The following is a 16,915-nucleotide window of genomic DNA, read 5'->3' as shown; positions in this document are numbered from 1 at the left end:
CGCCCGCCGTGGTCAGTCCGCGCCCTTGTTGAAGAAGCTCAGGACGATGAAGGCCAGGCCGATCGTGACGGGAATGCACGAGATGCCCAGCAGGCCGCTGTCCAGGTTGCCGTTGAAGTTCCCGCCCAGTTCGCTGACGACCGAGAAGGCGGCGATGCCGATGCCGGACGCCAGCCAGATGACGCCGCGCCGGATGTCCTTGGTGCGCGACGGCAGGCTCTTCTGCACATCCTTGGTCATGACGTCGATCAGTTCGGGCGGCAGTTGCTGGCCCTTGTCCACCGCATGGCGGATAGTTTCCTGCATGTCGCGCTTTTCGCGATACTTCAGCACCTGCGGGCCGAAGACGATGGCGGTGATCGAACCGAAGACGGCGAACATCGCGAAGATCGGAACAATGCCTTCCATTTTGGGTATCCCTTTAACCGTTGCAGCAGCCTGATGCGGCGGCCTTCTGATCACAAGAGGCTGGCCGACGCCTCAACGGATGCGCGGCGTTACGTGAAATCTTCGTAAGGTCGCCGTTTCGGCCGCCGCCGGTTCGGTCTAGGGTTCGGGTTCATCAATCTCAGGAGCGCGTCCCATGGCCCATGTCACCTATCGCATCGTCGAACATGACGGCGGCTGGGCCTACAAGTCCGGCGACACCTATTCCGAAACCTTCGCCAGCCACGACGACGCCAAGGCCGCCGCCGTGCGCGCCGCACGCGAGCAGCGCGTGCCGGACCAGACCGCCGCGATCGAATACGAGACCGCCGCCGGCGAATGGGTCACCGAAAGCGCCGACGGCCATGACCGCCCCTCGACGGACGTCGAGGGCTGAGGCCGAGATGATCCCCCGTCGCACCCTGCTGGCCGCCGCCGCGCTGGCGCCGCTGGCAGGCTGCGCCACGGCGCCAAAGCCCACTACGCCCGCCGAACTGAAGCTCGTCACCTTCAACATCTGGCACAACATGGGCGACTGGGCCGCCCGCCGCCCGCTGCTAGTCGCCGCCCTGAAGGCTCAGGACGCCGACGTCATCGCCCTTCAGGAGGTGCTGGAGGACGCCAATGTCGGGCTTGAGAACCAGGCCCGGATGCTGGCGCGCGAACTGGGCGGCTATCATGTCGCCTTCGTCTCGACCGACGCGGAGGGCGCCCCGCGTCGCTATGGCAACGCCCTGCTGACCCGCCTGCCTGTTCTGGCCGAAGCCTCGACCAAGCTCGAGCCGCTCGACGATTTCCGCACCGCGCTTCGGCTTCGCGTCGCCGTCCAGGGTCGCCCGGTCGATGTCGTCGTCACCCATCTGGCGTGGCAGCAGGACGCCGGCCCGGTCCGCGCTCGCCAGATCGCGTCGCTGCTCGGCTGGCTGCCGCAGGACGACACGCCCCTGATCGTCATGGGCGACTTCAATGCGACGCAGGAGGATTCCGGCCTGGCGACCCTGACGGGTCCCCGCTTCTTCAGCGCCCTGCCCCGCGGCGCGGTCACGACCACCTTAAACCCGGCCAAGGGTCATCCCGAGCGCGTCATCGACCACATCTTCGTCGAACAGGCCGCCTTCACGCCCGGCGACGCCTGTCGCTTCGGCGACACGCCGACCAACGGCGAATACCCGTCTGACCACTTCGGCGTCGTCGCGACCGTCCGGCTCAGGTAAACGCCGAGGCGTAGGTCTCGGGCTTGAACCCAACCAGACGCCGATCCCCCAGATCCAGCACCGGCCGTTTGATCATCGACGGCTGGGCCGTCATCAGCGCGATCGCCTTCGACTTGTCGATGTCCGCCTTGTCGGCGTCCGGCAGCTTCTTGAACGTCGTCCCGGCCCGGTTCAGCACCGTCTCCCAACCGTGCTCGTCGACCCACTGGCCCAGCCGCCCCGCATCCACCCCGGCCTTCTTGTAGTCGTGGAAGACGTAATCGACCCCCTGCTGCTCCAGCCAGACCCGGGCCTTCTTCACCGTGTCGCAGTTGGGAATGCCATATAGGGTGTAGGTCATGGGTCTCTCGAAGGTCGGGGATCAAGCGGATGCAGCCGCTTTCGCCCCCTCGCAAGGCATCGTCAACTGTCGGTCAGACGCGACGCCGGCGCTGTGAACGTCGCCGAGAACCCCTCTACGCCATAGCGAAGATCCGCGCCGCCGCCCCCCAGCAGGCCTCTCGCGAGTAGTTTGACGCCAAAGCCGGTCTTGAGCGGCGGATGGGCCGGCGCGCCCCCGCCTTCGATCCACGTCAGGACAAGTTCACCCTCATCCAGCCGCCAATCGACCGAGACGCGGCCGCCGGGCTTGGCGAGGGCGCCATGCTTGAACGCGTTCGTCGTCAGTTCGTGGATGATCAAGGCGACCGTTTGCGCCACACGCGGCGACAGCTGCACCGACGGCCCCGAGATCGAGACCGGCCTGCGCACCAGATTACCGACCGCGTCGCGAACGATCTCACCGAGGTCGCCGCCATTCCACGCCTTTTCGTCCAGCGTCTGCTGGGTCCGGGCGATGGCGTTCAGTCGCTCGTCGAAACGCTCCAGCACGTCACGATCGACGCCCGACAGGGTGCTGCGGGCGACCGCTTGAACCAGGGCGAGGGTGTTCTTCACCCGGTGACCGCATTCGTCGACCAGCATCTGCCGGTGTTGCTCGCCCCGCACCCGCTCGGTCGTTTCGATGGCGATATTGAGAATGCCGACGATCGCGTCGCCGTCCCGCACGGGGCTGTAGGACAGTGTCCAGCTGGTGTCTTCCGCATAGCCGTTTCGAACCATCGTCAGCGGCAGGTCTTCCAGAAAAACGGTTTCGCCTGCCAGCGCGCGCTCCGTCAGAGGGCGCAGATCGTCCCACACCTCATGCCAGACCTGATCCAGCGGACGGCCCAGGGCGTTCGGATGCTTTTGTCCGAGCAGCGGCATATAGGCGCCGTTGTAGAGCAGGGTGCGCTCCGGGCCCCACATGACGCTGGCCGCAAAACCCATTCCCATCATCATGTCATAGGTAATGCTCAGCGCGGGCGACCAATCGCGCCTTGGCCCCAGGGGCGTCGTCGCCCAATCGAACGCGTCAATAAGGGCCGGCATCGGCGCGCCCCCTATTGACGACGGCATTCGACGAGCAACCGACGAATGCAGCTCCAGCATCGATCTGGGATGCGAACCTCATCATCGTCGTTCAGAATAATCGGATGGTTTCGCTTGGCTGATCGACGATCACGCCCGCGACATAGAGTTTGCGCACCAGTTGCTGCGTGCCGAGGATCGTCCGGCTTTGGAAATCGAGCCAGTTCGCGACCAGGGTCTGATCCGGCAGATTGATGTCTCTCTTGCCCGCGACCCGGATCACCAGGCCTGCCTTTTCAAGCTGACCCAGGTGCCGGCGGACCGTTTCGTCGTCCATTCTGGCGGCCTTGGCGACCTCGATCACGCTCACCGGCCCGAACGGCGGGTTCAGGGGGCCGAGACGGCCGGCGTCCGGCTCGTCCTGAACGACCCGCAAGGCGCTTCCGGTGAGATGCGACAGCCAGAGCAGGACGTAGTGCGTCGTCATGCTGATTTCGGGCTTCAGCGACCAGGCGTGCTGGATGCCTTTCAGGACGTGGGCCGTCATCAGCCGCGTCGCCAGGCCGGCGACTGGCCAGGCTGGCGTGACGACCCTGTCGCCGTCGCGGGCGCCGCATGCATTCAGCATCGCCAGCCCATCGACGAACTCCACCGTGGCCAGCAGAAAGGCTTCCATCGCAGACTTGAACGGTTTCGACTGCGACACCTCGGCGCGCAAGACGAAGCCGCCGTCGGTCCGGACCAAGATCCCCCGCTCCACCAGGCCCGCCAGTTTTGTGCGCGCGCTCTCGCGCGGCACGCCCAGGGACATGGCGATGCTGATCGCATTCACAGGCCGCCGCAGGGCGTTCGGCAAAATGCCGGCTCCGATGGAAGGGTTGCGTGCCGCACCTTCGTCATCGGCGCCTCTGACGTTCGCATCCACGACGCCCGCAGTCAGCAGGGCGGATATCAAATCCTCGTCGATCCAGGTGCGGGATGCGGCGATGAAATCGAGCGTCAGCTTCGTATTCAGCCAAGCGACCTGAGCGGCTTGTAAACGCAGAGACATTGCAGACCATCAGAGGCTTCAGCGAACACTGTCGTCCTCGCTCGCGCCCCTGTCGACAAGACAACTACCGAAAATGAGGTTTCGGGACAGAGGCGGAGCGACGATCGATCCACGCTCTGCGGCGCCCCCCTTGCCGTCATTGTTCGCCGACAAATCCGCTTTAGTATCGGGCGTTTAGAGACGGCCTTCATCAATCGACCGTACGTATCCCCGAACGGGATTATGATGTCGACGGGTCTTTGAAAACAGCAGCGCTCAGCAATTGCACCGTCTTGCATTTTGCACGCCCTTTTTCCGCGCTGTGCAATTTCGCTCTGTCGCTGAGTTCAGACGAATTAGACGAATTAGACGGTGTTTTTGTCAGGCGACCGTCTAGGCCGCGAACCCGGCGAACACGCCGATGACCATCACGATGAAGGTCGCAACGACGCTGGACAGCCCGATGGCGATCATCACGATCAGGCCCTTGGCCAGGCCGGGGACCACGCCCCGATACCACCGTCCCCTCCCCATCCGCATGAAGGCCACGATGCCCAGCGCCAGCATCAAAAGGCTGCACGCCGCGGCCAGCGGGCCGGGGCTGAACATGAACCAGGCCAGCGGCAGCAACGGCACGGTCCAGGCGTTCAGATAGGCGAAGGCCGCGCGGAACCCGCATCTCAGGCCCAGGTCCTCGGCGTCCCACAGGCGAAACAGCGGCATGGCCGCCAGGGCGTAGAGCGGCGCCATGATCGGCACGGCGACCAGCGACATCCAGCCGTCGGCATCCGACATGAAGGCGTCGCGCGACTTGCCCGCTTCCTGAAGCAGGGGGTTCAGCACTTCGGCCGGCATGCCTTCCAGGTATAAGCTCAAGCCCCCGCGCAGGAAGACGATCAGCATCAGGATCGCGTTCAGCGCCAGATACAGCTTCAACGGCTTTGCGTAACGCCCGCCCCCTGTCGGCCCCTCGATCATCCAGGCCTGCAGCACCAGTCGGGGCCGCACCAGCAGGTCGCGCGCCGTCCGCACCTCGGCGCCGCCAAAGCCCAGCGCGTCCTCGGACAGGTCCTTGAACGCCTGCTTGCGCGTCGTCTCGCCGTCGGTCATCGGATTCTCCCCCGGGGGATGCATACACCGCCCGGTTGACCGCGCAACCGCCGATCAGAACCGCTTGGTCAGAACCGTTTGCTCAGGCCGATGCTGACCACCCGCCCGCGCGGATCGGCCACAACCGGGTCATAGCCCAGGGCGAACTGCGCCAGCGGCGGCGCCTTGTCCGCGACATTGACCACCCCGACCGACAGATCCAGGTCAGCGCCGATCGTGCGGCTGTAGAGCAGATCTACGGTAGTCTGGCTGGCGATGCTGGCGTCGGTGATGCCGCTGCGGTCATTGGCGTAGCCGTCGGTATAGTGGACCAGCGCCGTCAACGCGTTCGCCCCGCCGCTCCAGCCCAGGGCGAACTCCCCGCGATTGCGTGGCAGGGACCGGCCGATGTTGTTCAGGTTGGTCGAACCGACGCCCGACACCTTGGCGGCCGACGCGTCCAGCCGGATGTCATAGGCGTCCACATAGGTCCACGTCGCCGAGGCCGTCGCCTCCCCGCCCCACAGGCCGCGCCGATAGCGGGCCGACAGGTCGATCCCTTGGGTCTCGATGGACGAGGCGTTGATGAAATAAAGCTGGACGAAGGTCAGGGCGCCGCTGGCCGAGCGGGTAATGCGGCTCTGCGCCTCCGTGCCGGTCCGCCCCGCCGCCGTATCGGCCGCCGCCTGGTTGATGATGGCCTGGGCCGACTCCTTGACCACCTGATCGGCATAGTCGAACCGCCAGGCGTCCACGCCCAGTTCCAGCCCGTCGATCGGCGTCCAGACTGCGCCCAGGTTCAGGCTCTCGGACTTCTCGGGCTTCAGGTCGGCTCGGCCCGAGGTCAGGGTGTTGACGAAGACGAACGCCCCCCGGTCGAAGACCGACGGCTGCGACGCCTGCGCCCCCGACTGGGCATAGACCGACGGCGCCCGGAACCCCTGCCCCCACGACGCACGCAGGGCCAGGGCATCGGTGACGTCCCACCGGATCGCGGCCTTGGGGCTGAACCGGCCCTCGTTGCCGTCGTAGGATTCGTAGCGCCCGGCCAACTGCGCCTCGATCCGGTCGCCCAGATGGAGGCGGGCTTCGGCGAACGCGGCCAGAGCTTCCTGATCGCCGTCGAAATCCGGCGACACGCCCGCCGTCAGCAGATCGCCCCGGTTCACCAGATCGCTCCAGTCGTGACGGAAGCCGCTGCGGCGATATTGGGCGCCGACGGCGACATCGATCGATCCGCCGGCCCAGGCCAGGGCCTCGCCGCTGGTGGAGGCGTCCGCCGTCGTCAGGGTCGCCGCGCCCCGCAGGCCGGTCGAGCCGATAAGGCTGTCGATCAGGGCGGCGCTGTTCGCCGTTCCGGTCCCCAGATAGGCGCTGCCGAACGGGTTGAAATACTGGCAACCCCCGACGCCGGGCGTCCCCGTCGCGGGATTGCAGCCCGCTCCGGCCAGGCCGTTCAGCGCATTCTGCAAGGCGCTGCCGATGGTGTCGGGCTTGTCATAGGCGACGTGCTGGCGGCTGCTGGTCGCGGACAGGTTCCAGGTCCAGCCATTGCCGAAGCGCCCATCCAGCCCGGCCGCCAGACGCCAGGTGCGATAGTCGAACTCCGCTTGCGACGCGCCGGCCTCCGCCCCCAGCAGCCGCCCCCGGAACAGCACCGCCTCGCCGAACGGATTGTCGGGATGACTCGCCGGGACCGTCAGCGACCGCGCCAGGATCGGCAGCGACGGCGACTGGCGCGCGATGGTGTTCGTCGCCGACCACGCCCCTTGCAGCGACAGGGTCATGTCGCCCACAGGCCGCCGGTAGTCCGCGAACAGCTGCGTGCGGGTCTCCTCCGGGGCCAGGTCGAAGAAGTCGGAATAGTCCAGCCGACAGAAGCTGTCGGTCGGCGTGTTCAGATAGGCGCTGCCGAACGCCGTATTGCCGCACGCCGGATCGGGCGAAAAACCGTTGCGGCTAGGTCGGAAATAGGAGCCCGGCTGGCCATAGCTGGTCACGGCCGTCCAGGCCGCGCGGCCATAGCGTTCGGCCTGGGTGAAGTCCCGCTCGTCGGAACCCAGGGCCGAGCGATGGAAATGCGAAGCCGCCAGCGTCAGGTCGCCGCCCAGCAGGCCGAACCCGCCGAGCGCCTCGATCACGCTCTCTTCCGACCCGTCGGCGACGGCGTATTTGGCGCTGATCTCGGGGCGGTCCACGCCCCGCCGGGTGATGAAGTTGACCACGCCCGCCACCGCGTCCGAGCCATAGACCGCCGAGGCGCCGTCCTTGACCACTTCGACCCGCTGAAGCGCGATCATCGGCACCAGGGAGTTGATGTCGACGAAGCCCGAGCCGTCCGTCGCCACCACGGCGCTGTTGGTCCAGCGCTGGCCGTCCACCAGGACCAGGGTCGAGCCGAGGCCGAGATTGCGCAGGTTGAACTGGGCCGTGCCCGAACTCTGCGGCTGGTTCAGCTGATCGACCTGGGCCTCGGAGCCCGAGTTCGCCGTGACCAGCCGGATCAGCTGAGAGGCATCGGCGACGCCGGCGGCGGCGATCGTTTCGCGGGCTACAGTCTCTACCGGGGCGATCCGCTCACCGCCCGCGATCCGGGAGCCGGTGACGACCACATCGTCCACGCGCGACGCCTCCTGGGCCTGGGCGGCCGCAGCCGTCGCCAACCAGGCGATCGAGGCTGTCGTCATCAAGAAGTTGCGCTTTGTCATTCGGATACTCCCCGCCATTGGCAGCGGACTTCTATCCAGCGCTTCGTTTTTGCGAAAGCCCAATTTTGCAGTTTTGCAATTTCAATCGTCGGCGAGACATCGTGCGCCATTGATCCTGCGATGTAACCGGTTACGCTGCGGCAAAACAAAACGGGTCAGGAAAGCAGGAAGCATGGCGAATGTCCGTCTGGTCGACGTGAAGAAGGCGTTCGGCGCCGTCGAGGTGCTGAAGGGCGTCGATCTGGAGATCGCCGACGGCGAATTCGTCGTCTTCGTCGGCCCGTCGGGCTGCGGCAAGTCCACCCTGCTGCGCACCATCGCGGGGCTGGAAGAGGCGACCACGGGCCAGGTTCTGATCGGGGACCGCTTGGTCAACGACCTGTCGCCGTCGGACCGGGGCATCGCTATGGTGTTCCAGTCCTATGCGCTCTATCCGCACATGACCGCCTATGAGAACATGGCCTTCGGCCTGAAGCTGGCCAAGACGGACAAGGGCGAGATCGACCGCCGCGTGCGCGCCGCCGCCGAGGCGCTCAGCATCACCGACTATCTGGATCGCAAGCCCAAGGCGATGTCGGGTGGCCAACGCCAGCGGGTCGCTATCGGCCGCGCCATCGTGCGCGAACCCGAGGTCTTCCTGTTCGACGAGCCCCTGTCCAACCTGGACGCCGCCCTGCGCGTACGGATGCGCTATGAGTTCGCGCGGCTGCATGCCGAGCTGAAGACCACCATGATCTACGTCACCCACGACCAGGTCGAGGCCATGACCCTGGCCGACCGGATCGTGGTGCTGAACGCCGGTCGGATCGAACAGGTCGGCGCGCCGATGGAGCTTTACGAACACCCCGCCAACCTGTTCGTCGCTGGCTTCATCGGCAGTCCCAAGATGAACCTGCTGACTGCCGAGATCGTCGAGGCCTCGACAACCGGCGCGACGGTGGAGACGACGGCCGGCGAGCCGATCAGCATCGCCGTGGACGCCGCCTCGGCCAAGCTCGGCGATACCGTGACGCTGGGCGTCCGTCCCGAGCATCTGATCCTCAGCGACGACGGCGACGCCCTGAGCGCCGAGGTCATGTTCGTCGAGACTCTGGGCGCCACGACCATGGCGCACCTGAAGCATCCGGCGACGCCAGACACGCTGACGGTTCAGCTGGCGGGCGAACTGCGGGCCAAGGCGGGCGAGCGACTGACGCTGCACGTGCCCGCAAAACAGGCGCACCTGTTCGACGCGGACGGGAAAGCCTTCAAGCGGCTCTAACCCCTCCGTTTCAAGAGAGAAGGCTCAGTTCAGAACAACCCGCCGCGCCCCTGCCGGAATGACCAGTTCGTCGCCCGACCACGTCGCTGAGCGGCCGTCGATCCGAACGCGCTCCGGCCGCCCCTGCCCCGCCGCCCACTGAAGCACGAATCCGGCCGGCGGCGTCGCGCCGTCGTCCAAGGTGAGGACGTAGCCCTGGCCTTCCTTGCGATAGGCGTAGGTCAGCGGCCCATAGGCGGTGCGCAGATCCCGCAGGCCGACACCCTCCTTCGTGTCCAGCCACACCTCCGGCACGCCCGCCGCCAGCACCAGAGCGTGATCGCTGTCCCGCTCATAGGCGAACAGATCGAGCGCCGAACGGATATAGTCGGAGCTGATCCAGGCGTGCGGCATGTCGCCGATGAAGCGCGGCTCGCGTTTTTCGCGGCCCACCACCTCGGCCCAGCCGTTCCAGGCCTCGGGCCGACGGTCGGCCATCAGGAAGTCCAGCACATCCAGCGCCCGGTCCTTCTGACCCAGCCGCACATAGGCGCCGACCAGCCGCCATTCGTAGGGGGTGTAGTCCTTCCACGCCTGGCGGTTGGTCAGACGGTTCTGGAAGTTTTCCCAGTAGCGATCGAAGGTTCGCACCAGAAGCTCGGGCGGCAGGTTTTCTTGTTCGCCCACCGGCGACAGGGCGATTGTGGTCGAGGTGGCGTCGAAATCGCCCCGGTCCGCAGCGCCCGCGATCCAGTCGATGCCATGATGGACCGCCGTCGCTGTAATCGACGCGCGGATGTCGGCGGCGAACTGATCCCGCGCCGCCGTATAGCGAGCCGCAGCCTGCGCATCGCCCAGGGTTTCGGCGATGAAGACCGCGTCCTTGTAGCCCAGCAGCCCCCAGAAATCGTCCCAGTAGGAATAGGCCGCCTTGTCCGAATAGCCCTCGTGGCTGATCGTCGGCGGCAGCAGGCCGTACAGATGCCGCTGGTCCGGCGCCTGGAAGGCCGCCGTGCGGGTCGAGGCGCGCAGTTCGTCCATATAGGCGATGGCCTTTTGCACCTGCGGCCAGACCCGGCGCAGCAGGGCCTCGTCCCTGGTGTAGCGATAGGTTTCGGCGGCCAGGAAGACGAACTCGCCGTGGCTGTCGTTCTCAGGCACCGGATCGGCGCCGCGCGCATCGACGCAGCACGGCACCTTGCCGTTCTCGAACACATAGGGGGCGTACCAGCGCAGATAGTCGGCCGAATGCTCCGCCATGCCCAGCCGGTTCAAACCCTCGGCCATCATGGCCCCATCGCGAATCCAGGAGCGGTTGTAGCTGCGGGTGCCGGGTTGCAGGATCGGCCCCTGACGCGACATCAGCATATGGGCCAGCGACGATTTCAGCGCGTCCTCGATCCGCTGGGCGGCGGGCGGCAGGGTCAGGTCCACCCGATCCAGTTTCGCGCGCCATTCAGCCGCTAACCGGGTCTCGACCGCGTCCAGCACAGCCGCCGCCTGTCCCACGGGCTCGGGCGCCAGAGCGTCGCCGGACAGTTGCGACACCCAGCCGACCGTGCGGGTCTCGCCGGGCTGCAGCATCACCTCGTAGGTCAGGGCGCCGGCGCCCAGACCTGTGGCGTCGGTCGTCGTCATGACCTCGGCGGCCGGTCGCCGGGCAGACGGGAGGATCAGGGACTGCGGATCGCTGCCGGCGTCGAAGGTCGCCAGCGCGACCTGATCCGGGGCCGCCAGCGGCTGCACCCGCACCGTGTCGTTCAGCTTCAGTTCGGCGCCGTCCCAGGCGATCGTCTCCACCGGGCTGACGCCGCCGGGAATGGCCAGGAACTGACGCGGCGCATTCACCTGCATCGGGCGCGCCGCCAGGGCCAGCGTCACGGTGCGCGGCCGGCTGGAGGTATTGGTCAGGTCGTAGCGGCCCCACAGTTGCGCCTGATCGGGCGGCCCGTCGGCGAAACTGGTGATCTTCAGCGTCCAGTCGTCGGCGGTCCAGGTCACCGACGGGATCGGCAGGTCGCCGTCCTTCAGCCCCTGTTCGATATTGACGTCGGCCCAGGTGATCAGCCGCCCGTTATCGACGACGAAGGGTTCCATACTGGGCCCCGTGCGGCGTAGTTCGATGGCGCCGTCCTCGCCGATCAGGCCGCTCTCGCCGCCACCATCGACACCGACCAGGGTCCAGTAGGATTGCTCGCCGGAGAAGCCGCGCGGATAGACGCCGCGCCGGTTTTCCTTGGCCACGGCTTCCAGAAACACCGTGGGGTCCGCGCCGAAGGCCAGCGGTTCGACCTCGATCTCGTTCAGCGCATAGGTCGTGGCCTGACCCGCGCCCAGCCGCTGGCCCGCGCCGGACGAGCCGACCACATCGGAGGCGCGAACGGGTTTCAGCGGTTCCAGCCTCAGCCAGCGCGCCGTCGCCTCAGGCGTCCTCAGCCAGTCGACGCCGCCGTTGCTGCCCGTAACCGTCGTCAGCGGCTGCCAGTCGCGCCCGTCCATCGACGCGGAAACGCGATAGTCGCTCGCCGCGCCCCGCTCGCCCCAGCGCAGGGTCAGCCCGCCGAACTCGCGTTCGTAGCCCAGGTCCAATGTCAGGACCGAAGCCTCGCCCACCGGCGGGGTCCAGGCTGTCTTCGGGCCGAGATCGACGGCGTTGGCGGCGGTCGACGCCGTGCGTCCATCGCTGGCGATCGGCTGGGGCGGAACCGGCGGATCGACCGGCAGGGCGCGCAGGGTCAGTTGGTCGATCTCGACCGAGCCCTTGCCGCCCTCGGCCGCGACCACGACGAACTCGACCCGCTCCGCGCGGCGCAGGATGGTTTCGGGGCTTGGCCCCCAGGCTTTCGAGACCTGACGACGTTTGATGACGAACTTGGTCCAGCCGTCTGGGAATTCGTAGCGCGCCGTCTGCTTCCACCAGACATTGTCCGCCGAGGCGTCGGTCAGCTTGACCTCGAAGGTGTTGGTCGGCCCGGCGCCCCGCACCCAGAAACTGATCTCGTAATTCTCGGGCAGGTCGAACGGCAGCGGCCTGCTGAGCACCGCATAGCCCGCCTTGCCGTCGAAATCGTAGTCGAGCCGCACCGCCCGCCCGTCATGCCCCGCGACGGCGGAGACGGCGGCGTGAACGTCGGTCGAGGCCGTGGCCTCCCACCGCGTCGCATCGTCCATGCTGTCGAGAACGCGCGTCTCCTGCGCGACGGCAGGCGCGGCCAGGGCGAGGGTCAGGACCGAGGCGGCGGCCAGCAGGAGATTACGCATTGGAACTCGCAGTTCTGGTCAGCCCTTCACGCTGCCCGCGAGCATGCCGCGGATGTAGTAGCGTTGCAGGGCGAGGAAGAGGATCAGCACGGGCGCGACCGTGACGACGGCGCCGGCCATCATCAGTTCGATGTCCTGCACATGCTCACGCGACAGGGCCGCCAGGGCGACCGGCAGGGTGTAGTTCGACTGGTCCGTCAGAATGATGAGGGGCCACAGGAAATCGTTCCAGCTGCCCAGGAAGACGAACAGGCCCAGGGTCACGATGATCGGCTGCAAGGTCGGCAGGACCACGCGGCGGAAGATCTGCCCTTCGCTGGCCCCGTCGATCCGCGCGGCCTCCAGCATCTCGTCGGGAATGCTCAGCGCATATTGGCGAACCAGGAACAGGCCGAAGATGGACGCCAGCCACGGCACCAGCGCCCCGGCGTAGGTGTTCACCAGGCCCATCGATTTGAGCATCAGAAACAGTGGCAGAGTGCCGATCTGGGCTGGCACCACCAGGGCGGCGACCAGGAACTGGAACAGCCGCTCGCGCCCGGCGAACTTCAGCTTGGCGAAGGCGTAGCCGGCCGGAACTGTGAACCCCAGCGCCAGGATCGTCGCTAGGGTCGCCAGAGCGAAACTGTTCCACAGATACCGCCCCATTCCCTGGTTCAGAAAGAGGTCGCGGTAGTGCTCCAGCGTCCAGTGCGAGGGCAGCAGCGGCGGCGGAAAGACGGCCGCCTCCCCCGTCGCCATGAAGCTGACCGACACCATCCAGACCAGCGGGAACAACACGACCAGGGCGATGACGGCGACGGCGAGATTAAGCAGGATGGCGCGGATTTTCATTGATACGCCCCCACCCGCTTGGCGACCGCCAACTGGACCAGGGTGATCGCCAGGATGCACAGGAACAGGACGAAGGCGACGGCGCTGGCGGACCCCAGATTCCACCATTTGAAGCCCTCTTCGTACATGAAGTAGAGCACCGTCACCGTGCTCTGGGCCGGTCCGCCTTGGGTCATCACATAGGGTTCGGCGAACAGCTGGAAGAAGCTGGCGACCGAGATGATCGAAACCAGCAGCATGGTCGGCGCGATGGCCGGCAGGGTCACATGACGGAACTGCTTCCACGGGCCGGCGCCATCGATGCGCGCGGCCTCATAAAGGTCGTCCGGCACGGTCTGAAGCACCGCCAGGAAGATCAGCATATTGTAGCCAAAGATCTTCCAGACCACGAACATCAGGATCGCCGGGATCGAGGTCGACGGATCGCCCAGCCAATCCACGGCGGGCAGGCCGATGCTTTCCAGCCCCCAGTTGATGACGCCGTAACGGGTGTGCAGCAGATAGCGCCATACCACCGCCGTCGCGACCAGGGTCGTGACATAGGGGGCGAAAAACATCACCCGCCAGATCGGCCGCCACTTCACCACCCGCGCGTTCAGGATCACCGCCGCCGCCAAGGACGCGGCGATGGACAGGGGCACCCCCAGCACCGCGAAGGTCAGGGTGTTCTTCATCGCGCCCCAGAACAGCGGATTGGTCAGCAACCGCTCATAGTTCTGCAGGCCGACGAAACGCAGATTGTCCAGGTTGGCCAGGGCGTAGATGTCGAAGTCGGTCAGGCTGAGCAGCAGGGCCGCGATCACCGGAATGGCGAAAAACAGACCGATGGCGATCAGGGCCGGGGCGACGAAGGTCCAGGCCGCCCTTTCGCGGGCGCCGCGTCCGCGCGACGGCCTGACCTTCGCCCCAGCCTTGGCCAGAATGGGATCGGCGACGGTCATACGGCCCTGCCCTGTTCCATCATCCAGCGACGCTTCTCCAGCAGCCGGTCGGCGCGGCGGTCGATCTCGGCGGCGGCGGCCTCTGGCGTGTATTCGCCGCGCACCATCCGTTCGGCGACGATCTGCATCTCGGTCACGATCCGCTCCCATTCCGGCACCTTGGGCACGGCCTTGGCCCGCGCCAGTTGCCCCCGGAACGGCGCCAACATCGGGTCGCGCTCCACGCCCGCGATGTCCCAGGCGCTCTGGCGCGCGGGCAGGTCGCCGACGATGGTGTTGAACCGGGCCTGCACAGCCGGCTCGGACAGATAGCGGACCAGGGCCCAGGCCGCCTCCTGATGCGGGGAGGATTTGAAGACCGCCAGGCTGGACCCGCCCGGCGCCGAGGCGCCCAGGCCATTCGGTCCCGGCACGCCCGCCGTGGCCCAGTTCGGCTGGAACGACGCGGGCAGCTTGCTGCGGAAATCGCCGACGCTCCACGGCCCGGAGAAGTAGAAGCTGAAATAGCCCCTGGCGAACTCGGTCCAGACGTTGGAGATCTGCGTTGACGAGGCCAGCGGCGCCAACTGCTCGTCGAACAGGCTGCGATAGAAGGCCAGGGCCGCGATGAAGCCGGGGCTGGAGAAGTTTCCGCGCGTGTCGCGATCCCTCAGCAGCGGCTCGTCGATCTGAAGCCCGAAGGTCAAAAGCTGTTCGAACTCGTTCAACGGCAGCAGGATGGCGTAGTTGCCGTCGCCCGCCACACGCTTGATCGCATGCATGGCCCGCTTCCATTCGGCCCAGTCCTCGGGCGGCGCATCGAACCCGGCACGCGCCAGCAGATCCTTGCGATAGAACAGCAGCCGCGTATCGACATACCAGGGCGTGGTCATGGCGCGGCCGGCGATCTCATTCGTCTCCAGCACCGCCGGAAACTGGTCGGTCAGCAGGTTCGCGGCCTCAGGCGGGGTCGGCGACAGGGCGCCGATGGCGGTCAGCTCCGCCACCCAGGTATTGCCGATCTGGCTGACGTCGGGCAGCGACGCCCCGGCGTAGGCGGTCAGCAGCTTCTCGTGCGCCGCCGTCCACGGCAGGGGCTGGACCGAGACGCGGACGCCCGGATTGCGGCGCTCGAACTCGGGCATCAGCTGGCCCACCGTCCCGCCCTCATTACCCATGGCCCAGAAGCGCAGCACGGTCTCGCCGTCGCGGCGTGGGGTGCAGGCCGCAGCCGCCCCTCCCGCCATCAGGGCCAGAGCGCTGCGTCTATCAAGATTGGGCCTGGGGGCCGTCAAACTCATCCGTTCATCCAGCCGCCGGTGAAGCCCGCGATGTCGAGCGCGCGGCGGATATTGGGCTCGCCGCGCATATAGCGCCAGACGAACTCGGACCTGTGATTCTCGGTCATGATGACGATCGGCCCCTGGTCGATGCCCAGATAGTCGCCGTCCACCCAACCCACGCCGTCCACGATCTTGCCGTGCTGCAGCGGCCCGTCGCGCACCGTCAGGGTCGGGTTGAAGCTGTCGAGGAAGCCCCACTCGGTATAGACGCCCGCGCCGTAGCGCGCCTTCATCGCCTTGACGCAGGGCACGACGATTTCGGGCGCGAAGGCGATGGAGCTGGCCGCCGCCGTCGGCGCGATGGTGCCGTCGTCCCGGTCGCCGGGCCCGCGCGCGGAATAGCTGAAGAACTCGCGCTCCTTGCCGTCGATGACCTGTTTGAAGTCGCTCGGCCCGTCGCAGGCGGTCAGGCCCCAGACCTCGGACGAATAGCCCGCCCAGCCGCCCGGGTTGTCGTGGGCGTATTTCTGCTGGGCGTAGACGGCGCGGCGGCTGTTTTCGAAATAGTCGAGGTATTCGCCCAGCTGGGCCGACTGCCCACGCATCCAGGCGTCCTGAATGCCGCGGAAGTCGATGAACATATGGCTGTACTGGTGCCCGAAGATGGGCGCGAAATTCAGGTGCCAGCTGCCCCAGCGATCCGTCCAGCTCTCGTCATAGCTGGCCGCCCATTCGTGCCAGACATTGACCGACACCGGATGGGTGGGGCTGCCGATGGCCAGCAGCAACACCAGCATGCCCTCGTTGTAGACGTGCCAGTCGGAGGGAATGAAGCCGCTCTCGGGGTGCCAGCCCATGGTGATGCGGTTGTCGCGGATAACGGCCCACGGCCATTCGATCCGCTCGTAGATGGCTTGAGCCTTCTGACGGATTTTTGCCTCGTCGGCATGACGGCCGTCGAAGTAGCGGGCGGCGAACAGCATACCGCCGATCAACAGGGCCGTATCGACCGTCGACAGTTCGTTGGTCCGGTAACGAAGCCCCGTCTCCATATCCAGGAAGTGGTAGAAGAAGCCCTTGTACCCCGCCGTGCCGCTGGCCTCCGGGCCCTGCGGCAAATCGTGGAAGAAGCGCAGCGTCGTCAGGGTCCGCTCGCGCGCCTCGGCCCGGCTCATCCAGCCGCGCTCGACGCCCACCGGCCAGCAGGTCAGGGCGAAGCCGACCGCCGCCACCGAACAGAAGGACGGCGTGGGCCAGCGATCCGGCGTCAGGCCGGTCCTGCGATCCGTGACCTTCTCGAACCATCGGAACGTCCGCTCCTGAAGCTCCTCGATCTCCTGATCCAGCCGCATCGGCCGTCTCTGCGTCCCATTGACCGCCCCCGTCGCCGCCGCCTGCTGCGCCGCCGCCATCACCGGAAATCCTACGGCCAGAGCCGCCGCGCCTGTGGTGGTCCGCATCAGGAAGTTTCGACGATTCATGGGCACGCTCACTGGGTCTCAATCGAAAAAGAAAGGCCGC

The 16,915-nt window shown here is 66.7% G+C and carries 14 protein-coding genes; 3 read left to right on the top strand and 11 right to left on the bottom strand.

Annotation, left to right across the window (positions count from 1 at the left end):
* Window positions 1–12: 12 nt before the first annotated feature.
* Window positions 13–408 carry a DUF6249 domain-containing protein gene (locus ABIB58_RS10410; RefSeq protein ID WP_354040741.1) on the bottom strand — a complete coding sequence of 132 codons (396 nt, stop codon included), beginning with the start codon at window positions 406–408 and terminating at the stop codon, window positions 13–15.
* Between the two features lie 175 nt (window positions 409–583).
* On the opposite strand from ABIB58_RS10410, the gene ABIB58_RS10405 reads away from it, so the two are divergent.
* Window positions 584–823 carry a DUF2188 domain-containing protein gene (locus ABIB58_RS10405; protein WP_017506104.1) on the top strand — a complete coding sequence of 80 codons (240 nt, stop codon included), beginning with the start codon at window positions 584–586 and terminating at the stop codon, window positions 821–823.
* A gap of 7 nt (window positions 824–830) precedes the next feature.
* Window positions 831–1,640, top strand: a complete 810-nt coding sequence (locus ABIB58_RS10400; protein WP_354040739.1) for an endonuclease/exonuclease/phosphatase family protein — start codon at window positions 831–833, stop codon at window positions 1,638–1,640.
* Here the strand turns inward: ABIB58_RS10400 and ABIB58_RS10395 are convergent.
* The 5 genes from ABIB58_RS10395 to ABIB58_RS10375 form a co-directional block, all read right to left on the bottom strand.
* On the bottom strand, window positions 1,633–1,980 hold the full coding sequence (locus ABIB58_RS10395; protein WP_045810568.1) for an ArsC family reductase: 348 nt from the start codon (window positions 1,978–1,980) through the stop codon (window positions 1,633–1,635). The genes ABIB58_RS10400 and ABIB58_RS10395 overlap by 8 nt on opposite strands.
* Before the next feature lie 62 nt (window positions 1,981–2,042).
* Window positions 2,043–3,050, bottom strand: a complete 1,008-nt coding sequence (locus ABIB58_RS10390; protein ID WP_052689517.1) for a sensor histidine kinase — start codon at window positions 3,048–3,050, stop codon at window positions 2,043–2,045.
* Between the two features lie 91 nt (window positions 3,051–3,141).
* On the bottom strand, window positions 3,142–4,080 hold the full coding sequence (locus ABIB58_RS10385) for a winged helix-turn-helix domain-containing protein (RefSeq protein ID WP_045810569.1): 939 nt from the start codon (window positions 4,078–4,080) through the stop codon (window positions 3,142–3,144).
* Window positions 4,081–4,452: 372 nt separating this feature from the next.
* The gene (locus ABIB58_RS10380; RefSeq protein ID WP_336980081.1) at window positions 4,453–5,169 is read right to left on the bottom strand and encodes a hypothetical protein; all 717 of its coding nucleotides are present in this window, start codon (window positions 5,167–5,169) and stop codon (window positions 4,453–4,455) included.
* A gap of 68 nt (window positions 5,170–5,237) precedes the next feature.
* Window positions 5,238–7,856, bottom strand: coding sequence for a TonB-dependent receptor domain-containing protein (locus ABIB58_RS10375; RefSeq protein ID WP_354040735.1), 2,619 nt, complete (start codon window positions 7,854–7,856; stop codon window positions 5,238–5,240).
* A gap of 172 nt (window positions 7,857–8,028) precedes the next feature.
* Here ABIB58_RS10375 and ABIB58_RS10370 point away from each other — a divergent pair, with 172 nt between their 5' ends.
* Complete coding sequence (locus ABIB58_RS10370; protein ID WP_045810571.1) at window positions 8,029–9,117, top strand: ABC transporter ATP-binding protein; 1,089 nt, start codon at window positions 8,029–8,031, stop codon at window positions 9,115–9,117.
* A 24-nt stretch (window positions 9,118–9,141) separates the two neighbouring features.
* Here ABIB58_RS10370 and ABIB58_RS10365 read toward each other — a convergent pair whose 3' ends face one another.
* Genes ABIB58_RS10365 through ABIB58_RS10345 form a run of 5 tightly spaced genes read right to left on the bottom strand, consistent with a single transcriptional unit; the run spans window position 9,142 to window position 16,875 of the window.
* On the bottom strand, window positions 9,142–12,357 hold the full coding sequence (locus tag ABIB58_RS10365) for a discoidin domain-containing protein (protein WP_354040733.1): 3,216 nt from the start codon (window positions 12,355–12,357) through the stop codon (window positions 9,142–9,144).
* 18 nt (window positions 12,358–12,375) lie between these two features.
* Window positions 12,376–13,191, bottom strand: coding sequence for a carbohydrate ABC transporter permease (locus ABIB58_RS10360; RefSeq protein WP_161638864.1), 816 nt, complete (start codon window positions 13,189–13,191; stop codon window positions 12,376–12,378).
* A complete protein-coding gene (locus ABIB58_RS10355; protein ID WP_354040730.1) occupies window positions 13,188–14,132 on the bottom strand; it encodes a carbohydrate ABC transporter permease in 945 nt (314 codons plus the stop codon). Before ABIB58_RS10355 ends, ABIB58_RS10360 begins: the two co-directional genes overlap by 4 nt.
* The gene (locus tag ABIB58_RS10350; protein ID WP_197071013.1) at window positions 14,129–15,412 is read right to left on the bottom strand and encodes a sugar ABC transporter substrate-binding protein; all 1,284 of its coding nucleotides are present in this window, start codon (window positions 15,410–15,412) and stop codon (window positions 14,129–14,131) included. Before ABIB58_RS10350 ends, ABIB58_RS10355 begins: the two co-directional genes overlap by 4 nt.
* Window positions 15,409–16,875 carry a glucoamylase family protein gene (locus ABIB58_RS10345; protein ID WP_354040728.1) on the bottom strand — a complete coding sequence of 489 codons (1,467 nt, stop codon included), beginning with the start codon at window positions 16,873–16,875 and terminating at the stop codon, window positions 15,409–15,411. The genes ABIB58_RS10350 and ABIB58_RS10345 overlap by 4 nt, the downstream gene beginning before the upstream one ends.
* Window positions 16,876–16,915: the final 40 nt, after the last annotated feature.

This window comes from Brevundimonas sp. UYEF29, assembly GCF_040546195.1.
Lineage (GTDB): Bacteria > Pseudomonadota > Alphaproteobacteria > Caulobacterales > Caulobacteraceae > Brevundimonas > Brevundimonas huaxiensis.
Note: the sequence above shows the minus strand (reverse complement) of the source record. Positions and strands in the feature narration are given on the sequence as shown.